Origin of the sequence: Pseudomonas sp. G166 (assembly GCF_037027455.2) — a bacterium.
In the GTDB taxonomy this organism is placed as follows: domain Bacteria; phylum Pseudomonadota; class Gammaproteobacteria; order Pseudomonadales; family Pseudomonadaceae; genus Aquipseudomonas.
In genome coordinates this window covers 1940227-1957820 of sequence record NZ_CP146985.1, presented here as the reverse complement: position 1 = coordinate 1957820, position 17594 = coordinate 1940227, and the positions used below count along the sequence as shown (strand labels likewise).

Genomic DNA, 17594 nt, shown 5'->3' with positions numbered 1-17594 from the left:
GTAGGACGCGTCCGGCAATCCGGCCGCCCTGCTAACTTTTTGCAGCAAGGTGAATTCCATGACGGAACAAGTATCCACAAGCAGGTGCGACTCACCGTTACTTCAGGCATTCGTCGACAATCGAATGATCCTGGTCAAGATCGCGGCGCGCATCACCGGCTGCCGGTCCCGCGCGGAAGACGTAGTGCAGGACGCGTTTTTCCGGCTGCAATCGGCGCCGCAGATCACCTCCTCGTTCAAGGCTCAGCTCAGCTATCTGTTCCAGATCGTGCGCAACCTGGCCATCGACCATTACCGCAAGCAGGCGCTGGAACAGAAATACTCGGGGCCGGAAGAGGAAGGGTTGAACGTGGTGATCCAGGGTGCTTCGCCAGAAACGTCACACATCAACTTTTCCACGCTGGAACACATCGCCGACGCGCTGACCGAATTGCCCAGCCGCACCCGCTACGCTTTCGAGATGTACCGCCTGCACGGCGTGCCGCAGAAGGACATCGCCAAGGAACTGGGGGTCTCGCCGACCCTGGTGAACTTCATGATCCGCGACGCCCTGGTGCATTGCCGCAAGGTATCGGGGGTGCGTGGGGATACCTTCGCCCGGCGCTGATTTTGCGATGGCTTGGTGGTTTGGTTGGTCCCAGCGCGAGCAAGCTCGCACCCACAGGGGGGGTGAACACCCAAATCCATTGTGGGAACGAGCTTGCGCGCGATGGCGGCCTGATGACCGCCCCCTGCCCTCACATCAACCCACACCGATCAAAAAACCGCTCCCGCCCCAGAATCATCAGCGCCGCCCGTTTGTGAGGGAAATCGAACTCCTTTGCACAATGGAAACACTGGTTGTGCAGATGACCGATCATCCGCGCGTTATCGGCCCGAGGCTCGGCCACCACGCGCTGGGTACGCGGGTCATCGAGAAACAGGTAATGCACCAGCGCCGACAGCCAGCTCGCCACCTTGTGCGGGCCCCGGTGCTGTTCTTCACCCACCAGCATGTGAATGCCGCGATCGTAGTTCTCAGCGTCATAGAACGGCGCGATTCGATCTTCCTTGGCCCAATAGGCTTCGAAATAGGCAAATGGTTGGTCGTCGAAGCAACCGATCAAGGTCAAGACCCGGGGATCGCTCTGCAGCTTGCTCAAATACTCGCGATGCTGTTCCAGGCTGCCTTCCTCCTGCCAGAAACTCGCCACCCGCGGGCTGTTCTGCCAGCGATTGAAACGCGTCAGGTCCTGCTCGATTTCCAAGGTGCGTAAGGATACCCAGGCCCCCAACCGTGCATCGAAGCGCCGATACACTTCCCCGCGCGGTTTCATGGGCCGACGCGGATGGCGCTTGCCGTCGGTGATGATCATCTGTTGCGGATAACTGCCGCTGAATGACTCTCCCAGCCACGGTTGCGGCAATTGCCAGAACATCGTGCGCTCGCAGACGTATTCGCCGGCACGCTCCGAGCCCGTCAGCAGGCCGCTGAGCAAGGCTTCGCCGGGACGTTCGTCGAGGTGCCAGGTCAGGCGCTGACAGCTGCCATCGCGGGCAAACAGCCAATAGCAGGCCGCCCATAACGCCGGTCCGACGGGGCGATCGTGGATGTCCTGCAAATGCACATGCAGCTCGGGACCACGCTCCAGGCGCAGCCGGATCAGCGGCGCGCCTTCAAGCATCAGGCTCAGGTGACGTTCGGTTTCATCGGCGCCGAGGCGACGCCCCCCAGGCAAGGGCAGCGTCGTCGGGTGATTGAGGTTGGACATGAAGGGGCTCACGTATTCGTCGGTAGTCAACGTGTGACGTGAGCCAGGAAGGGAAATTTAGTGCCGCCCTCAATGGGCGTGCGCCGGTACCAGGTCAATTTGATAGGGTTTGAAAATCGCCAGCAACTGACCGTTGTCCCGGAGTTTTTGCAGCAACTGTCCAAACGCTTCGGCGGAGATCGGCGCCTGCGGCCGGATCAGCGCGTAATGGTGGTAAATCTGATCGATCCGTTCGGATACCAGCAACTGCGGGCCGACTTCGGGATTGCGCAACACGTAGTCGCTGAGGTACGAACGGGTAACCAGCGCAATATCCGCACGCCCGCGCAGCACCATCAGCAGGTTGCTGTCATGGGAATAGGTCAGCGTGGCGTTGTATTGCCCGGCCAGGTACTTGGGGTCGGCATTGAATTGGGCAAAGGCGTAGTGGTAGCCGCTGAACAGCGCCAGGCGCTTGCCCCTCAGATCCGTGAAATAGTCTTGCTGACGATCCGGCTGGCGCTGGGTGACAAAGATTTCCGCGTCTTCCAGGCCCATGTCTACCGAGGTATGAGGCACATCCTGCCAGCCCCATTCCGGATTCTCGAAAATCGCCATATCGACCCGGCCTTGCTTGAAATCATTGAAACGGCGCGGAATCGAAGTCGGTACCAGCACGAACTGGTAGTCGGTTTGCGATCGATTCAAGGCTTCCACCATTTGCGGCAGCAGGCCGGTGTCGGCACCGTTCTCGGGGCGAACGGTGTAGGGCGGAAAATGAGCGGCGCCGATCCGGACCAATTGCGCCGCGCTGGCCGGCAACGTCAGGAACATGGCCAGTGCGGCCAAGACGATACGCGAGGTCATCCCCATCTGTGAAAACGTCAAGATAACCCACTCCCCAAAAGTACCCGTCAATACCATCAAGCTAGGCGGTTTCAGCCGCTTAGCCAGCGCGGCCCCTAAAAGACGCCGCTGGATCATCGTTTTTCTTCAAGCACCAGGATCAAGGCTTGTTCGGCCAACTCATCGAGGCTCAGGCTGCCTTCGGCGCGAAACCAGGTGGTGGTCCAGGACAACGCGCCCGTGAGGAAGCGCCGGGTAATGAACACGTCCCCGCGAATATACCCGGCCTCCTTGGCCTGGCCCAAGACCTCAAGCCACAAGCGCTCATAAATATCACGCAAAGCCAGCACTTGCCCTTGGCCTTCCTGGGATAACGAGCGCCACTCATAGACCAGCACCGCCATCGCCTCGCCGCTGCCGCCCATGATCGACTGCAATTCACAGCGGATCAGCGCCAGCACGCGCTCGCGCACACTGCCCGCCTCGGCCAGGGCCGCGCGCATCAATGCGGTGTTGTAGCGGATGGTTTCTTCCATCACCGCCCGCAGGATGTCGTCCTTGCTTTTGAAGTGATGAAAGATGCTGCCCGACTGAATACCCACGGCGCTCGCCAGGTCGCGCACCGTGGTGCGCTCGAAGCCGTTGTTGCGAAACAGGTGAGCGGCGCTCTGGAGCAGCTTGCCACGAGCGCTGTCCGGGTCGGTCAGTTGCCCGTGATCGACCAGCTCACGCATCACGCTCAGGGCTTTTTGCTCGTCCACCCGTTCTCTCCTACAGTCGATCAATCAACGTGCAGCCACTGCACCAAAGCGGCGGGGTGACGCGGGCAATTTAAGCTGGTCGGAACAACCTAGCAAGCGCTCGGGAAGAAGAACCAACGGTCGTTTACAGACCAAGCGCTTGCTTGGTAGTCTCGAACCTCGTTTGTGGGAGGGAACTCCATGCCAAAAACGATCCGAATCGGCTGCGCCAGCGCCTTCTGGGGCGATACCTGCAGCGCTGCGGCGCAACTGGTCGAAGCCGCGGCGCTGGATTACCTGGTGTTCGACTATCTGGCCGAGGTCACGATGTCGATCATGGCCGCAGCGCGCATGAAGAACCCTTTGGGCGGCTATGCCACGGACTTCGTCGAGGTACTTACGCCACTGCTCCAGCGCCTGCATGACGGCCGGATCCGCGTCATCAGCAACGCCGGCGGGGTCAATCCGCAAGCCTGCGCCGCGGCGCTGCAAGCCGCCTGCGATCAGGCTGGCGTACCCTTGAAGATCGCCGTGCTGCTGGGCGATGACCTGCAACCGCACTTCCAACAACTCGCCAGCCAAGGCATCCGCGAGATGTTCAGCGGCGAGCCCCTACCGCCCGCCTGCGTGTCCACCAACGCCTACCTCGGCGCGCCCGGCATTGTCGAAGCCCTGCGTCTGGGGGCCGATATCGTGATCACCGGGCGCGTGGTGGACAGCGCCGTGGTCAGCGCCGCCTTGGTGCACGCGTTCGGCTGGGCCTGGCACGACTACGACAAACTGGCCCAGGCCGCCCTGGCCGGCCACCTGATCGAGTGCGGCGCCCAGTGCACCGGCGGCAATTTCACCGACTGGCGGGAAGTCGCGGATTACGAGCACATCGGCTTCCCCATCATTGAAGTCAGCGCCGACGGCCAGTTCATTGTCACCAAAGCCGAAGGCACCGGCGGGCTGGTCACGCCACTGACCGTCGGCGAGCAATTGCTGTACGAAATCGGCAACCCGCAAAGCTACCTCTTGCCCGACGTGACCTGTGACTTCAGCCAGGTCAAGTTGATCCAGCAAGGCAAGCACACGGTGCGCGTCCACGGCGCCAAGGGCTTGCCGCCCAGCGATCAATACAAGGTCTGTGCCACCTGGCTGGATGGCTTTCGCTGCACGGCTACCTGCCTGATCGCGGGCATCGATGCCGTGGCCAAGGCCGAACGGGTCAGCCAAGCGATCATCAACAGGACCTCGCAAATGTTCAGCCAACGCGGCTGGGCGCCCTTCAGCGAGGTGAACATCGAACTGCTGGGCAGCGAAGCCACTTACGGCCAGCACGGTCGGCGCCAGGACAGCCGCGAGGTGCTGATCAAAATCGCCGTGCGACACCCGCAGAGAGCGGCGCTGGTGCTGTTTTCCAAGGAGATCGCCCAGGCCGCCACTGGCATGGCACCGGGGTTGACCGGTTTGGTCGGCGGCCGGCCAACGGTGTCGCCGCTGATCCGCCTGTTCTCGTTCCTGATCGACAAAACCGCCTGTCGGCTCGATATCGAACTCGATGGCCAGCACCATCCTTGCGCCCTGCCCGCCATCGAGCCGCTGGAGACCGCCGATTTACCGGGCGCCCCGGATCTGCCCAAGCCCCAAGGTCGGGCCGATGCCAGTGTGCCGCTGGTCAAACTGGCGGTGGCACGCTCCGGCGACAAGGGTAATCACAGCAATATAGGCGTGATCGCCCGAGAGCCCGAATACTTGCCATGGATCGCCGAGGCGCTGACGCCGGAGGTGATGGTCGACTGGATGAGCCACGTGCTCGACCCACTACTGGGCCGCGTCGAACGCTGGTATTTGCCGGGCACCCATAGCCTGAATTTCCTGCTGGAAAACGCCCTCGGCGGCGGGGGTGTCGCGAGCCTGCGCATCGATCCCCAAGGCAAGGCGTTCGCCCAGCAGTTGCTGGAGATCCAGATACCGGTGCCGCAAAGCATCGCTGATCAGCTCAACTAGGAGACGGTCGCGGCCCTAAATGCCTGCGATCTGGTGTGTCAGGCAAATTGAATCAACTGCTTAGGGGCTGCTGCGCAGCCAGCGGGGATAAATCCCCTCGCCACAGGGGTAGCGCTAATCCGTTCGAGCAAGAGGAATCCTCATGCCAGTGATCGAATCGCAGCTTGACCCACACAGCGCCGACTACGCCCGCAATCACGCGGCGATGCTGGCGGGTGTCGAACACCTGCGCCAACTCGAACAGGCCGTGTTGGTCGAAGCCGCCCAGGCCCAGGCTAAATTCGACCAGCGCGGCCAATTGCTGCCGCGCCAGCGCCTGAACCTGCTGCTGGACCCCGGCGCACCGTTCCTCGAACTGGCGAGCCTGGCCGGCTACAAACTGCATGACGACAAGGATGGCAGCCAGGCCGGCGGCGGCCTGATCGCGGGAATTGGCTACGTGTCCGGGGTGCGGGTACTGGTGGTGGCGAACAACAGCGCGATCAAGGGCGGGACGATTTCCCCCAGCGGCCTGCACAAGACCCTGCGCCTGCAACAGATCGCCATGGAGAACAAACTGCCGGTCATCACCCTGGCCGAGAGCGGCGGCGCCAATCTCAATTATGCCGCGCAGATTTTCGTCGAAGGAGCGCGCAGCTTCGCCAATCAGGCGCGGATGTCGGCCATGGGCCTGCCGCAGATCACCGTGGTGCATGGCTCAGCCACCGCCGGCGGCGCTTATCAGCCGGGCCTGTCGGATTACGTGGTGGTGGTGCGCGACAAGGCGCGGCTGTTTCTGGCCGGACCACCGTTGCTCAAGGCCGCCACCGGCGAAGTCGCCAGCGAAGAGGAATTGGGCGGCGCGCAGATGCACGCGCAGGTGGCGGGCACCGCCGAATACCTGGCGGAAAACGACGCCGACGGTGTGCGCCTGGCCCGGGAAATCGTCAGCCTGCTGCCCTGGAACGCGCAACTGCCGCCGCTGCCACAACGCAGCTGGACAGAGCCGCTCTACCCCGCCGACGAATTATTGGGGCTGATCCCGGACGATCCGAAGAAACCCTACGACGTGCAAGAAATCATTGCCCGCATCGCCGATGGCTCGAACTTCCTGGCATTCAAGAGTGGGTTCGACACGCAGACGATTTGCGGCCACTTGCACATTCGCGGCCATGCCTGCGGCCTGATCGGCAACAACGGCCCGATCACGCCCAAGGGCGCCAGCAAGGCCGCGCAGTTCATCCAGTTGTGCGACCAGAGCCGCACGCCGCTGCTGTTCTTGCACAACACCACCGGGTTCATGGTCGGCACCGAGGCGGAACGCCAAGGCGTGATCAAGCATGGAGCCAAGATGATCCAGGCCGTGGCCAACGCCCGTGTACCCAAGCTGACCGTCGTGGTGGGCGGCTCCTACGGCGCCGGCAACTACGCCATGTGCGGTCGTGGGCTGGACCCGCGCTTCATCTTCGCCTGGCCCAACAGCCACACGGCGGTGATGGGCGGCGCCCAGGCCGGCAAGGTCTTGCGCATCGTCACCGAGGCCACACAGCTCAAGAGTGGCCTGACCCCCGACCCGAAGATGCTGGACCTGCTGGAGCACACCACCGCACAGAAAATCGACAGCCAGTCCAGCGCCCTCTATGGCAGCGCCAACCTGTGGGACGACGGACTGATCGATCCGCGAGAAACCCGCACGCTGGTGGGCTATCTGCTGGACATCTGTCACGAGGCCGAGGTCCGGCCGCTGCAACCCAACAGCTTCGGCGTGGCCCGTTTCTGAGGACGCTCCACGGCTCACAGGAGAACACTGAACATGATCTTCACCCAGGAACACGAAGCACTGCGGCGTACCGTTCGCCAGTTCGTCGACCACGACATCAACCCTAACGTCGAGGAATGGGAGAAGGCCGGGCGTTTCCCCATCCACAAGATTTTCCGCAAGGCCGGCGGGCTGGGGTTGCTGGGCATTTCCAAGCCGGAACAATTTGGCGGCATGGGCCTGGACTACAGCTATTCGATCGTGGCGGCCGAGGAGTTTGGCACCATCCATTGCGGCGGAGTGCCAATGTCCATCGGCGTGCAAACCGACATGTGCACCCCGGCCCTGGCGCGCTTTGGCTCCGATGAGTTGCGGGAAGAATTCCTGCGTCCGGCCATTCGCGGCGAGCAGGTGGGCTGCATCGGCGTCTCGGAAGTCGGCGCCGGCTCAGACGTCGCCGGGCTCAAGACCACGGCCCGCAAGGACGGCGACGACTACGTCATCAACGGCAGCAAGATGTGGATCACCAACGCACCGAGCGCCGATTTCATTTGCCTGCTGGCCAATACCTCGGAGGACAAGCCGCACGTCAACAAATCGCTGATCGTGGTGCCGATGCACAGCCCCGGCATCAGCCTTGGCGCGCGCCTGGACAAACTCGGCATGCGTAGCTCGGAAACCGCCCAGGTGTTCTTCGATGACGTGCGGGTGCCGCAACGCAACCGCATTGGCCAGGAAGGCGCCGGGTTCATGATGCAGATGCTGCAGTTCCAGGAAGAACGTTTGTTCGGCGCGGCGAACATGATCAAGGGCCTGGAGCATTGCATCGACCGCACCATCGAGTACTGCAAGGAACGCCAGACCTTCGGCACCGCCCTGATCGATAACCAGGTGATTCACTTTCGCCTGGCGGAACTGGCCAGTGAAATCGAGTGCCTGCGGGCGCTGGTCTACCAGGCCACCGAACAGTACATCAACGACCAGGACGTCACGCGACTGGCGTCGATGGCCAAGCTCAAGGCCGGGCGCCTGGCTCGGGAAGTCACCGACAGTTGCCTGCAATACTGGGGCGGCATGGGGTTCATGTGGGACAACCCGGTGGCACGGGCCTATCGCGATGTGCGCCTGGTGTCCATCGGCGCCGGTGCGGACGAGATCATGCTGGGCATCATCTGCAAACTCATGGGGATTTTGCCGGGGAAGAACAAGTGAGTTTCTTGCCTGACTGGCCGCTATCGCGAGCAAGCTCGCTCCCACACTGGACGGTGGACGCAGTCAATGTGGGAGCGAGCTTGCTCGCGATGAGGCCCTGACAGCCACCGCAAAACCCAGGAGCGACCCCATGCCCACCTTCAGCAAAATCCTCATCGCCAACCGCGGCGAAATCGCCTGCCGGATCCAGCGCACCGCCCAGGCCCTGGGTTATCGCACGGTGGCGGTATTCAGCGCGGCCGATGCCGACGCGCTGCATGTGCGCATGGCCGACGAAGCCGTGTTGATCGGCCCGGCGGCGGTGCAGCAGTCCTACCTCAACCTGTCGGCCATTCTCGATGCGGCCCGGCGCAGCGGCGCTGATGCCATCCACCCCGGCTACGGCTTCCTGTCGGAAAACGCCGTTTTCGCCAAGGCCTGCGCCGAAGCCGGTCTGGTGTTCATCGGGCCAAGCCCCGAGGCCATTGACCTGATGGGCAGCAAGCGTCGCTCGAAAATCGCCATGATCAAAGCCGGCGTCCCCTGCATCGCCGGTTACCAAGGTGCCGCCCAGGACGATGACACCCTGCGCCGCGAAGCCGCGCGCATCGGCTACCCGCTGATGATCAAGGCCAGCGCCGGCGGCGGGGGCCGTGGCATGCGTCTGGTATCGCGGGCCGAGGATCTGCTGGAACAGTTGCGCACCGCGCGCTCCGAAGCATTGCACGGCTTCGGCAACGACGAACTGATTCTCGAACAGGCCTTGATCAATCCGCGGCACGTGGAGGTACAGATTTTCGGCGACCACCATGGCCAGCTCATCCATCTGGGCGAGCGCGACTGCTCGATCCAGCGGCGCCACCAGAAAATCATCGAGGAAGCGCCCTGCCCAATCATGACCGCCGAGCTGCGCCAGGCCATGGGTGACATGGCGCTCAAGGCAGCCCGCACGGTCAGTTACGTCGGTGCCGGGACCGTGGAGTTTCTGCTCACCCCGGACGGCCGGTTTTATTTCCTCGAGATGAACACGCGCCTGCAGGTCGAACACCCGGTGACCGAACTCGTCACCGGCCTGGACCTGGTGGCCTGGCAACTGGAGGTCGCCGCCGGCCTGCCATTACCCCTGCGCCAGGAGCACCTCGTGCTCAACGGCCATGCCATGGAAGTTCGGCTTTGTGCAGAAGACCCGGCCGCGGACTTCCTGCCTCAGACCGGGCGGCTGATCGGCTGGCAACCGTCCCCCCGCGACGGCGTGCGAATCGACCATGGCTTGCTGGAAGGCCAGGCCATTACGCCGTTCTACGACCCACTGCTGGGTAAACTCATCGCCCATGGTGCCACCCGCGAAGAGGCCCGACGCAAACTGCTGCGAGCAGTGGAGGATTGCGTGCTGCTCGGCGTCCAGAGCAATCAGCGTTTGCTGGCGGGGTTGCTGGCGCATCCGCGGTTCATTGATGCTGACTTCGACAACGGGTTCATCGGCCAGCATTTTGCCGGTCATGCGGCCCTTCAACCCCACGAGCCCTCGACCGAACAGCTCGCTATTGCCACGGCCCTGTTTTATCAGGCCTCGCACGCACGACATGCCTCCGGTCTGGCCGGATGGCGCAACAATGCCGGCACGGCACTGCACTATCGGATCGGCGCGGGGGAACGGAATTGGACGCTGACCCTGGCTGCCGAAATCGACGGGACGCTAAACATTCGCAGCACCGAGGGCTTGACCGAACTGAAGCTGCTCGACATGGATCGATGTGGTGCCACGCTGATGATCAACGGCCTTCGCCAACGCCATACCTGGCGCCTCGACGGCAACGACCTATGGCTGTTCACTCGCCCCGGCTGCCTGCACCTGCAAGACCGGACCCAGGCCGCCAGCATCCCCACGGCCAGTACCAGTGATGGCACGCTCAAGGCGCCCATGGACGGCGTCATTGTCGAGCTGCTGGCCAGCGAAGGCAGTCCGGTACGCCAGGGCCAACTGCTGATAGTGCTGGAGGCGATGAAAATGGAGCACCCACTCAAGGCAGGCATCGACGGGATCGTCAGGCAATTACAGGTCAAGCCAGGCGACCAGGTGAAAAACCGCCAGGTTTTGTTGCGGGTCGAAACAGGGCACTAGGCGGATGCGCCGGGTTTGACTACGCTCAAATCCATCAGCGCGCCGATACCGGGAACCTTGCAATGCCTCACTGGCTGGTGATTGATCTGGAGGCCACTACCGATGAAGGTGGTTGGCCAGTAACCGAAATGGAAATTATCGAAATCGGCGCCTCGCTGGTGAACCGCGACGGTCGCGAGGTGGATCATTTCCAGCGTTTCGTGCGGCCCTTGAGGCGACCACTGCTTACATCTTTCTGTCGCGAGTTGACCCACATCACCCAGGCCAACATCGACGGTGCCGCGCCCCTGACTGAAGTCTGGCCCGTGTTCGAGCGCTGGTTGGCGCCGTATCACTCAAACCTGGAAAGCTGGGTCAGTTGGGGCGACTACGACCGCAAGCAATTGCTTCAGGAATGGCAACATCAGCAGTTACAAAGTGTCCTTGGCCAAATACCGCACATGAACCTCAAACAGCGTTTCGCCAAGGCCCGTCGCCTGGAACGACCGCTGGGTCTCAATGGCGCGCTGCAACTGGCCGGGTTGCAATTTTGTGGTCAGCAGCACCGAGCCCTGGAGGATGCGCGCAATACGGCGCGGTTGCTGCCCTTGGTGCTTCCAGGGTGAGCCGCAGGTGCGGCAGATGACGAATGTTGAAGCCTTGTGCATACTGGCCGGCCCTTTTCAGCCCCTTTTTCGAGGAATCGCCCATGTTTAAAGTCAACGAGTACTTCGACGGCACCGTCAAGTCGATCGCTTTTGGCACCGCCGAAGGCCCTGCGACCATCGGCGTCATGGCCCCGGGCGAATACGAATTCGGTACGGCCCAGCGGGAAATCATGCACGTCGTCTCCGGCGCCCTGACCGTGAAACTGCCTGACAGCACTGATTGGGAAACCTTCCAGGCTGGCAGCCAATTCAATGTACCGGCCAACAGCAAGTTCCAGCTCAAGGTCGCCGTCGACACCGCCTACCTGTGTGAATACCGCGGCTGAGCCTGAGATATAGGGGCTGCTGCGCAGCCCAGCGGGACCAAGAGCTGTTGTGTGAAAATAAAAATGCCCGTGTCCAACGACACGGGCATTTTTATTCAAGGGTCTCTTATTCGAGCACTTCTACCGGCATGCCGACTTCAAGTCGACCATTGCTGTCATTGACCAGGTTCTGGCCAAACATCGCACCGTCCGGTGTCGAACGATACTGCTGCAGCGTCGCGAAGGGTTCGCGGTTCGGATCACGCTCGCCAGTTTGCGGATCGACCGTGGTCATGATGCAGCGCGAGCAGGGCTTGACCAGCCGGAACTCCACATCGCCGATACGAATACGCTTCCAGCCGTCCTCGGCAAATGCTTCGCTGCCTTCGACCACCAGGTTGGGACGAAAGCGCAGCATTTCCAGCGAGCGCCCTACTCGACTGGACAGGTCCTGCAAAGAGGACTGGCCGATCAGCAGCAATGGAAAGCCATCGGCGAAGGCGACCTTGTCGTCATCCTTGCCATAACCGGCGGCGGTGGTACGCGCCAGCTCGACCGGCACATGCACCAAGCGGGTGGGGTTGCCGATGAATTCGCTGACCCAGGCAGCCGCCTCGTCACCGGCATCCGGCACGCGCAAGGTGTCGCGCCAGATGATCACCCCGCGCCGCTGTTCTTCAACGGCCGGCGGTAGCGGCACGTCGATGGTACCGTGGCCTGGGGCGCTGAGCGTCAGGCCGCCCGTTTCGTTCCACAATGCCGAGAGCTGGCTCATCTTCGCCACGGCGCGCTGGGTCAGGAAGCGACCGGTGCCCTCATCCACCAGCATCCAGCGCCGGTCACCGTCCAACCCGAGCTTATCCAGGCCAATCCCTTGCAGGGCCTGGCCCTTGCCGGACTTCAACGGATAGCGATACAGCGCACTCAGCCGCAACATGGTCAACTTCCCTGGTGGCGAAAAAATGCCACCTTATACGAGCCGGCCATTGAAGCAAACCACCATCAGCCTCAGTCGAGCATCAACCGCTGACGTACCACATCGACCAGTTTGTCCGGTTGGAATTTGGAGAGGAAATTGTCGCAACCGACCTTCTTGACCATCGAATCGTTGAAGCTGCCCGACAGCGAGGTGTGCAGTACCACATAGAGCCCACGCAGACGCGGGTCGTTGCGAATTTCGGTGGTCAGGCGGTAGCCGTCCATTTCGGGCATTTCCGCGTCGGTGAAGATCATCAACAGTTTGTCGGTCATCACCTCGCCGGTATCGGCCCAGGCCTTGAGCATGTTCAGGGCTTTCAAACCATCACTGGCGATGTGCATTTTCACACCCAATTGCCCCAGGGTGTCGCGCAGTTGGGAGAGCGCAACGTTGGAGTCGTCCACCAGCAGCACTTCACGCCCGCGGGCACGCTCCAGCACCGGGTCTTCGAGCTTGTCCCGGGAGACCTTGGCGTTATATGGCACGATTTCGGCCAGGACTTTTTCCACGTCGATGATTTCCACCAACTGATCGTCCACCTTGCTGATGGCGGTCAGGTAGTGCTCGCGACCGGCGCTGGTCGGAGGCGGCAGGATGGCTTCCCAGTTCATGTTGACAATGCGGTCCACACCACCCACCAGGAATGCCTGAACCGAACGGTTGTATTCGGTGACGATGATGGTGCTGTTGGCCCCCGGCACCAGCGGACGCATGCCGATGGCCTGGGACAGATCGATCACCGGCAGCGTCTGGCCCCGCAGATTGACCACGCCACATACAAATGGGTGGCGCTGTGGCATCAACGTCAGTTTCGGCAGTTGCAGCACTTCCTGGACCTTGAATACGTTAATGGCGAACAACTGTCGCCCCGCCAGGCGAAACATGAGAATTTCCAGGCGATTCTCACCCACCAGTTGGGTTCGCTGATCTACTGTATCGAGAATGCCGGCCATCGATGACTCCTGGGCTTGTTCGAATAAATCTTATAAAGGGATATCGGCTGCGTCAGTCGGATCTTGACCCCTGTATGAAATATGACCGAGGGGCATTGATGTCACATTAACATCATGCTTTACTGGCTTCACGGTTTCATCCGTGATTTTTCCCCGCTGCGCGACCTCGGTTTGCGCACAAGGTTCCCCTGTGTAAGGGATTCCCCTAGGCACAATCAGGTCCAACCTGATATTCCCGCTATCCAATAGCCATTAATGTGACGCCATTCTCATTGCTGAATGGAGTCAGGCCTTTGTGCGCGACCGCAGGACTTCGGACTTCCAGCCTCTGGGCCGATCTCGCCAACGCAACCGTTGGCGATTCAGTCATTGCCCAACGGCAACGATGTGCCGACGCGTCTTCGTTCGTAACCGGCGGTGAAGTCCAGCCGTTCGCCACATGCGATTTTCTTTCGCCTGACACGATGTTGTGGAGATAAGCATGCCGAACGACGATACGAACTGGAATCAGCGCCTTCCTGAGTTTCTGACCGAAGCCGAGACGCTTCTGGCCAAGTCCGAGGAATGCCTGAGCCACTTGCAACTGATCAGCAACGACAAAGACGCCATCGATTGCATGCTCAGCACTTTGTTGAAGCTGGCAAACAAGGCCGATGCCCTGGCGCTGGAAGCTGTTTCGGAGTTCTCGTTGCATATCCATGGCTTGCTCAGCCACGCGCAAAACCACATGGAACTGCATGAACAGGCCTTGGGTGCGCTAAAGGATTGTTTCACTTTGATGGCTTGGCAACTTGAACTGGTCGATCACACCACCGGCCAACTCGGCCTGGACACCAGCGAGCAAACCTCGCTGATCGAAGCTTTTGCATTCCAGGTAGGCCAGAGTCCGTGCCAGGAACTGCCAGCCTCGCGCCCAATGACACTGGTGCCTTATCCCCAAAAACAAGCCTGATGTCGAGGATGCCGGCCCAGGATGATATGCGTGCCTCATAGCGCTTTCTTGCTGCCATGCCGAGCGCGACCAACGATTTGCGAAGTGGTACTATCTCCCGCGTCAGTTGTTTCAGACTGCGGCGCAAAAGCCGCCACCTGAAATATGCCTTCGACCTCAAACGTTTACCCGACCCGGCCCGTCAGATGCGCTGACCGGCTTGCCCGCAGCGAACATTCATTGGCTCCATCCGCTATGTACGCCAGCCTCAAGTCATTCATCACCTGGCCTCCCTCCCGAGAAAATGCCCGCCGCTTCACATTATTACTGTGCATCTGCTCGGCCCTCGGCTGCCTATTGACTTACCTGTTTGCCCACACGGTGCCGCTGGGCCTGCTGGCACTGAATGTCGCGGCCATGACCTGTGTCTGGATCCACCATCGATTGTCGCGCAAATCCATCAAGTTCCAGCCTCACGAACTGGCCAACCGGTTGCTTGAGGTCCAGGAGAACGAGCGCCACCGGCTCAGCCGCGAATTGCACGACGACATCGGCCAGTTGCTGACCGCGGCGAAACTGCAAAGCGAATGGCTCAAGCGCCGGATACCGGAAGAATTGCAGGGGCAATGCACGATACTGTGCGAAACCCTCGACGAAACCCTCAACAAAGTCCGCGATGTGTCGGCGATCCTCAACCCGAGGCAATTGACCAGCCTGGGCCTGGAAGCCAGCCTGCGTGCGCACCTGCTCAAGACTCTGGCCAACACCCCGGTGAAATGGAGCCTCGATTGCCAACAGCGCATGGCGGGCATTCCCGAGGAAATGACCGTCGCGGTCTTTCGAATCACCCAGGAAGCGGTCACCAATATCTTGCGTCATGCCCAGGCGAAGAATCTGCTGGTGCGCCTGCAGCGCCTGCCCGAAGGCCTGATGCTGCTGATCAGCGACGATGGCCAGGGGTTTGTTCCCGCCGCCCACCCCGCTCGCGAAGGGCAACGCGGCATGGCCGGCATGTCGGAGCGGGCTGAGCAACTGGGCGGCACCCTCAAGGTCATCAGCGAAGCCGGTAAAGGCACGCACATCGAAGCACGCTTTCCCTGGGCGCCCCGAGCCCTGGAACGAGCCAGTAAGAATAAGGTTCTCCATTGATTTGTAATCTGCTCCTGGTAGACGACCACTCGCTGATCAGGGCCGGCGTGCGCGCCCTGGTCATGGATCTTCCCGGCTACGCCGTCATCGGCGAAGCCAATGACGGCACGCGATTACTGGAGCTGGTAGAGCGACTGAACCCCGATATCGTGCTGCTGGACATTTCCATGAAAAACACCAACGGCCTGGACGCCTTGCGGCAACTCAAGCAGGTGCGTCCTCACAGCAAAGTGTTGATCCTGTCGATGCACACCGATCCGGCGTTGATCATGCAGGCCCTCGAATCCGGAGCCCATGGCTACCTGCTCAAGGACACCACGCCCACCGAGCTGGAGCACGCCCTGGAGGCATTGCGCAACAACGAACGCTACCTGAGCCCGGCCATCGCCCACACCGTGATCAACCAGGCGCTGACCCGCGTCCAAAAGCACCTGCCCGACCCTGCCCAGACCCACAACCTGACTGCACGTCAACTGGAAATACTGCGCCTGATCGTACGCGGCAAGTCCACCCGGGAAATTGCCAACGGCCTGAGCCTGAGCATCAAGACCGTGGAAACCCACCGGGCACAAATCATGAAGCGGCTACAAATCCATGACGTGGCCGGGCTCGTGCTGTTCGCCGTGCGCGAACAGATCATCAGCCTGGACGATTGAGCCTCGTCGAAGCGCCAAGCAGCGGCGAATCGTGCGGCAGGTGCACCCGCAATGCCTTTGGCCGCACAGTGAAACGCAGACTGTCGACCTGCAACGGTTCGCCATCAAGATTGATATCCAGGCCCTGGGCGACTTTGATTTCCACCCAGGGCAAGCGCGCGCGCACAAACATATTGTCGATACCCAAGCCTCCAGCCAACAGGTCTTTGAGCGTGCTGACCACTTCCTGCGGCGCTGGCAGGATGCTGATGTCCAGCAATCCGTCATCGACCAGCGCCTGCGGGCACAGCACATGACCACCCCCGGCCTGTCGGCCGTTACCGATGCCAAGCGCCAGCAAATCGCCCTGCCACTGAAAGCCAGGCCCCTGCAATTCGCCGTAGGCCGCACTCAGCTCACTGAAGCGCGATAAGCCGGTGAACAGGTAAGCGGCGCCTCCGAGGACCTTCTTCAAGTCCTCGGAGGTGTTCGCCGTCACCTGGCTGCCAAAACCGCCCGTGGCCATGTTCAGGAAAATCTGGCCGCCGACTTCACCCACATCAACAGCCTGTGGTGCAATGTCCAGCAAGTCCAGTGCCTGGGCCGGCTCCAGCGGGATACCGGCCGCCCGGGCAAAGTCATTGGCAGTGCCCAGCGGCAGCAGTACCAGACTGGCGTCGCTCGACTGGTGGACGATAGCTTCGGCGATATCACGCAAGGAGCCGTCACCGCCACCGGCGATCAATTGCGTGTAGCCGGCATCCAGTGCTTCTTCGACACATCGCCGGGCATCGCCTGCCTCCCAGGTCAACCGTACCGCCAGGTCCCAGCCCTGCTCACGCTTGAGCATCACTGCGGCGCGAACCTCGTCGTTGAGGGCTTGCTTGCCATGCAAAATCATCAGCGCCTTGCCTTTGCTCATCGTTGTCTCCGTCATTGGAAGGTTCTGGAAATGGGACCGCTCATTCATCCGAAAAAGCCCTGACCGTCTCAATTTCAATAAAAAAACACGATCTAGCGCCCCAAGGAGACACTGCGAAGCAGCCCATCCACCCATACGTCTCCATTCGAAGAATTTTCTTACGAGCCCCGGCGAATCAGGTCAATTGACCCCCTGGCTGTATTAAGACACCTTGGCATTCTGTTGTGCTGGACCGTTAAAACGCTCATTACACAAGGATGTACTTACTCATGGATGGACACATCAGGGCTCGCGAGGGCCTGATCAGCGATTCGAACAGTAATGGCCAAAGGGATGAAGCGTCCCATGCGTAGCCATGAATACATGCTCTCGCCTCGGCAGTTCGCATCCTTTGGAAGCGAGCAGGCAGATACTCAAAACGAATGCAAAAGTTGCAGTAATCCCGCTGGAGGAATTGATTTGGAACCGCGCGTCGTTGAACTGGAAACCCACCTCAAATACATCCGCAAAGACATGGATGAAATCCGCACCGACGTCAAGGTGATCCGCCACAGGCTAGCCTATTCGGCCGGCGCGGCAGCGGTGGTCCTCGGTCTGCTGGGGTGGATTGCGAACAGTCGTTTCGACCAGGTGGTGATGCTGCTCTCGCGATAAAGGCAACGGATATGAAGGCCCGGGTATTCGACTCGGGCCGGAACACGTTATCGCTGCAGC

17 protein-coding genes are annotated in these 17594 nt (G+C 61.1%); 11 read left to right on the top strand and 6 right to left on the bottom strand.

Annotated elements, in window-relative coordinates:
- Positions 1 to 58: 58 nt before the first annotated feature.
- Positions 59 to 607: an RNA polymerase factor sigma-70 gene (locus tag SGN16_RS08850; protein ID WP_025212663.1), complete on the top strand. Its 549-nt coding sequence runs from the start codon at positions 59 to 61 to the stop codon at positions 605 to 607.
- A gap of 130 nt (positions 608 to 737) precedes the next feature.
- Here the strand turns inward: SGN16_RS08850 and SGN16_RS08845 are convergent, their stop codons facing one another.
- The 3 genes from SGN16_RS08845 to SGN16_RS08835 form a co-directional block, all read right to left on the bottom strand.
- Entirely contained in the window at positions 738 to 1751 is a 1014-nt protein-coding gene (locus SGN16_RS08845; RefSeq protein WP_210643581.1) for a GNAT family N-acetyltransferase, read from the bottom strand.
- A gap of 69 nt (positions 1752 to 1820) precedes the next feature.
- Positions 1821 to 2597 carry an ABC transporter substrate-binding protein gene (locus SGN16_RS08840; RefSeq protein WP_210645167.1) on the bottom strand — a complete coding sequence of 259 codons (777 nt, stop codon included), beginning with the start codon at positions 2595 to 2597 and terminating at the stop codon, positions 1821 to 1823.
- A 113-nt stretch (positions 2598 to 2710) separates the two neighbouring features.
- Entirely contained in the window at positions 2711 to 3337 is a 627-nt protein-coding gene (locus SGN16_RS08835; protein ID WP_210643580.1) for a TetR/AcrR family transcriptional regulator, read from the bottom strand.
- A gap of 180 nt (positions 3338 to 3517) precedes the next feature.
- On the opposite strand from SGN16_RS08835, the gene SGN16_RS08830 reads away from it, so the two are divergent.
- From SGN16_RS08830 to SGN16_RS08805, 6 genes are all read left to right on the top strand, one after another.
- Positions 3518 to 5308 carry an acyclic terpene utilization AtuA family protein gene (locus SGN16_RS08830; protein WP_335945364.1) on the top strand — a complete coding sequence of 597 codons (1791 nt, stop codon included), beginning with the start codon at positions 3518 to 3520 and terminating at the stop codon, positions 5306 to 5308.
- A 142-nt stretch (positions 5309 to 5450) separates the two neighbouring features.
- Complete coding sequence (gene atuC / locus SGN16_RS08825) at positions 5451 to 7067, top strand: geranyl-CoA carboxylase subunit beta (RefSeq protein WP_335945363.1); 1617 nt, start codon at positions 5451 to 5453, stop codon at positions 7065 to 7067.
- 33 nt (positions 7068 to 7100) lie between these two features.
- The gene (atuD, locus tag SGN16_RS08820; RefSeq protein WP_335945362.1) at positions 7101 to 8258 is read left to right on the top strand and encodes a citronellyl-CoA dehydrogenase; all 1158 of its coding nucleotides are present in this window, start codon (positions 7101 to 7103) and stop codon (positions 8256 to 8258) included.
- A gap of 130 nt (positions 8259 to 8388) precedes the next feature.
- Complete coding sequence (locus tag SGN16_RS08815) at positions 8389 to 10359, top strand: acetyl/propionyl/methylcrotonyl-CoA carboxylase subunit alpha (RefSeq protein ID WP_335945361.1); 1971 nt, start codon at positions 8389 to 8391, stop codon at positions 10357 to 10359.
- A gap of 62 nt (positions 10360 to 10421) precedes the next feature.
- Positions 10422 to 10964, top strand: coding sequence for an exonuclease domain-containing protein (locus tag SGN16_RS08810; RefSeq protein ID WP_335945360.1), 543 nt, complete (start codon positions 10422 to 10424; stop codon positions 10962 to 10964).
- 83 nt (positions 10965 to 11047) lie between these two features.
- Entirely contained in the window at positions 11048 to 11332 is a 285-nt protein-coding gene (locus SGN16_RS08805; protein ID WP_053120557.1) for a pyrimidine/purine nucleoside phosphorylase, read from the top strand.
- A 106-nt stretch (positions 11333 to 11438) separates the two neighbouring features.
- Here the strand turns inward: SGN16_RS08805 and SGN16_RS08800 are convergent, their stop codons facing one another.
- Positions 11439 to 12248: an MOSC domain-containing protein gene (locus tag SGN16_RS08800; protein ID WP_335945359.1), complete on the bottom strand. Its 810-nt coding sequence runs from the start codon at positions 12246 to 12248 to the stop codon at positions 11439 to 11441.
- Positions 12249 to 12319: 71 nt separating this feature from the next.
- Positions 12320 to 13243, bottom strand: coding sequence for a chemotaxis protein CheV (locus tag SGN16_RS08795; RefSeq protein ID WP_053120553.1), 924 nt, complete (start codon positions 13241 to 13243; stop codon positions 12320 to 12322).
- Between the two features lie 481 nt (positions 13244 to 13724).
- On the opposite strand from SGN16_RS08795, the gene SGN16_RS08790 reads away from it, so the two are divergent.
- The 3 genes from SGN16_RS08790 to SGN16_RS08780 all read left to right on the top strand — a co-directional run bounded on the left by SGN16_RS08790 (position 13725) and on the right by SGN16_RS08780 (position 15979).
- Positions 13725 to 14195, top strand: a complete 471-nt coding sequence (locus SGN16_RS08790; protein WP_335945358.1) for a hypothetical protein — start codon at positions 13725 to 13727, stop codon at positions 14193 to 14195.
- A 234-nt stretch (positions 14196 to 14429) separates the two neighbouring features.
- Positions 14430 to 15323: a sensor histidine kinase gene (locus SGN16_RS08785; RefSeq protein ID WP_210645165.1), complete on the top strand. Its 894-nt coding sequence runs from the start codon at positions 14430 to 14432 to the stop codon at positions 15321 to 15323.
- Positions 15320 to 15979 carry a response regulator transcription factor gene (locus tag SGN16_RS08780; RefSeq protein ID WP_210643572.1) on the top strand — a complete coding sequence of 220 codons (660 nt, stop codon included), beginning with the start codon at positions 15320 to 15322 and terminating at the stop codon, positions 15977 to 15979. The genes SGN16_RS08785 and SGN16_RS08780 overlap by 4 nt, the downstream gene beginning before the upstream one ends.
- Here SGN16_RS08780 and yegS read toward each other — a convergent pair.
- On the bottom strand, positions 15963 to 16880 hold the full coding sequence (yegS, locus tag SGN16_RS08775; protein ID WP_335945357.1) for a lipid kinase YegS: 918 nt from the start codon (positions 16878 to 16880) through the stop codon (positions 15963 to 15965). The two genes, SGN16_RS08780 and yegS, sit on opposite strands and share 17 nt — an antisense overlap.
- Positions 16881 to 17225: 345 nt before the next feature.
- Between yegS and SGN16_RS08770 the strand changes: the two genes are divergently transcribed.
- Positions 17226 to 17534 (top strand): hypothetical protein, encoded by a 309-nt coding sequence (locus SGN16_RS08770; RefSeq protein ID WP_246883089.1) that lies wholly within the window; start codon positions 17226 to 17228, stop codon positions 17532 to 17534.
- The last annotated feature ends 60 nt before the right edge of the window (positions 17535 to 17594 follow it).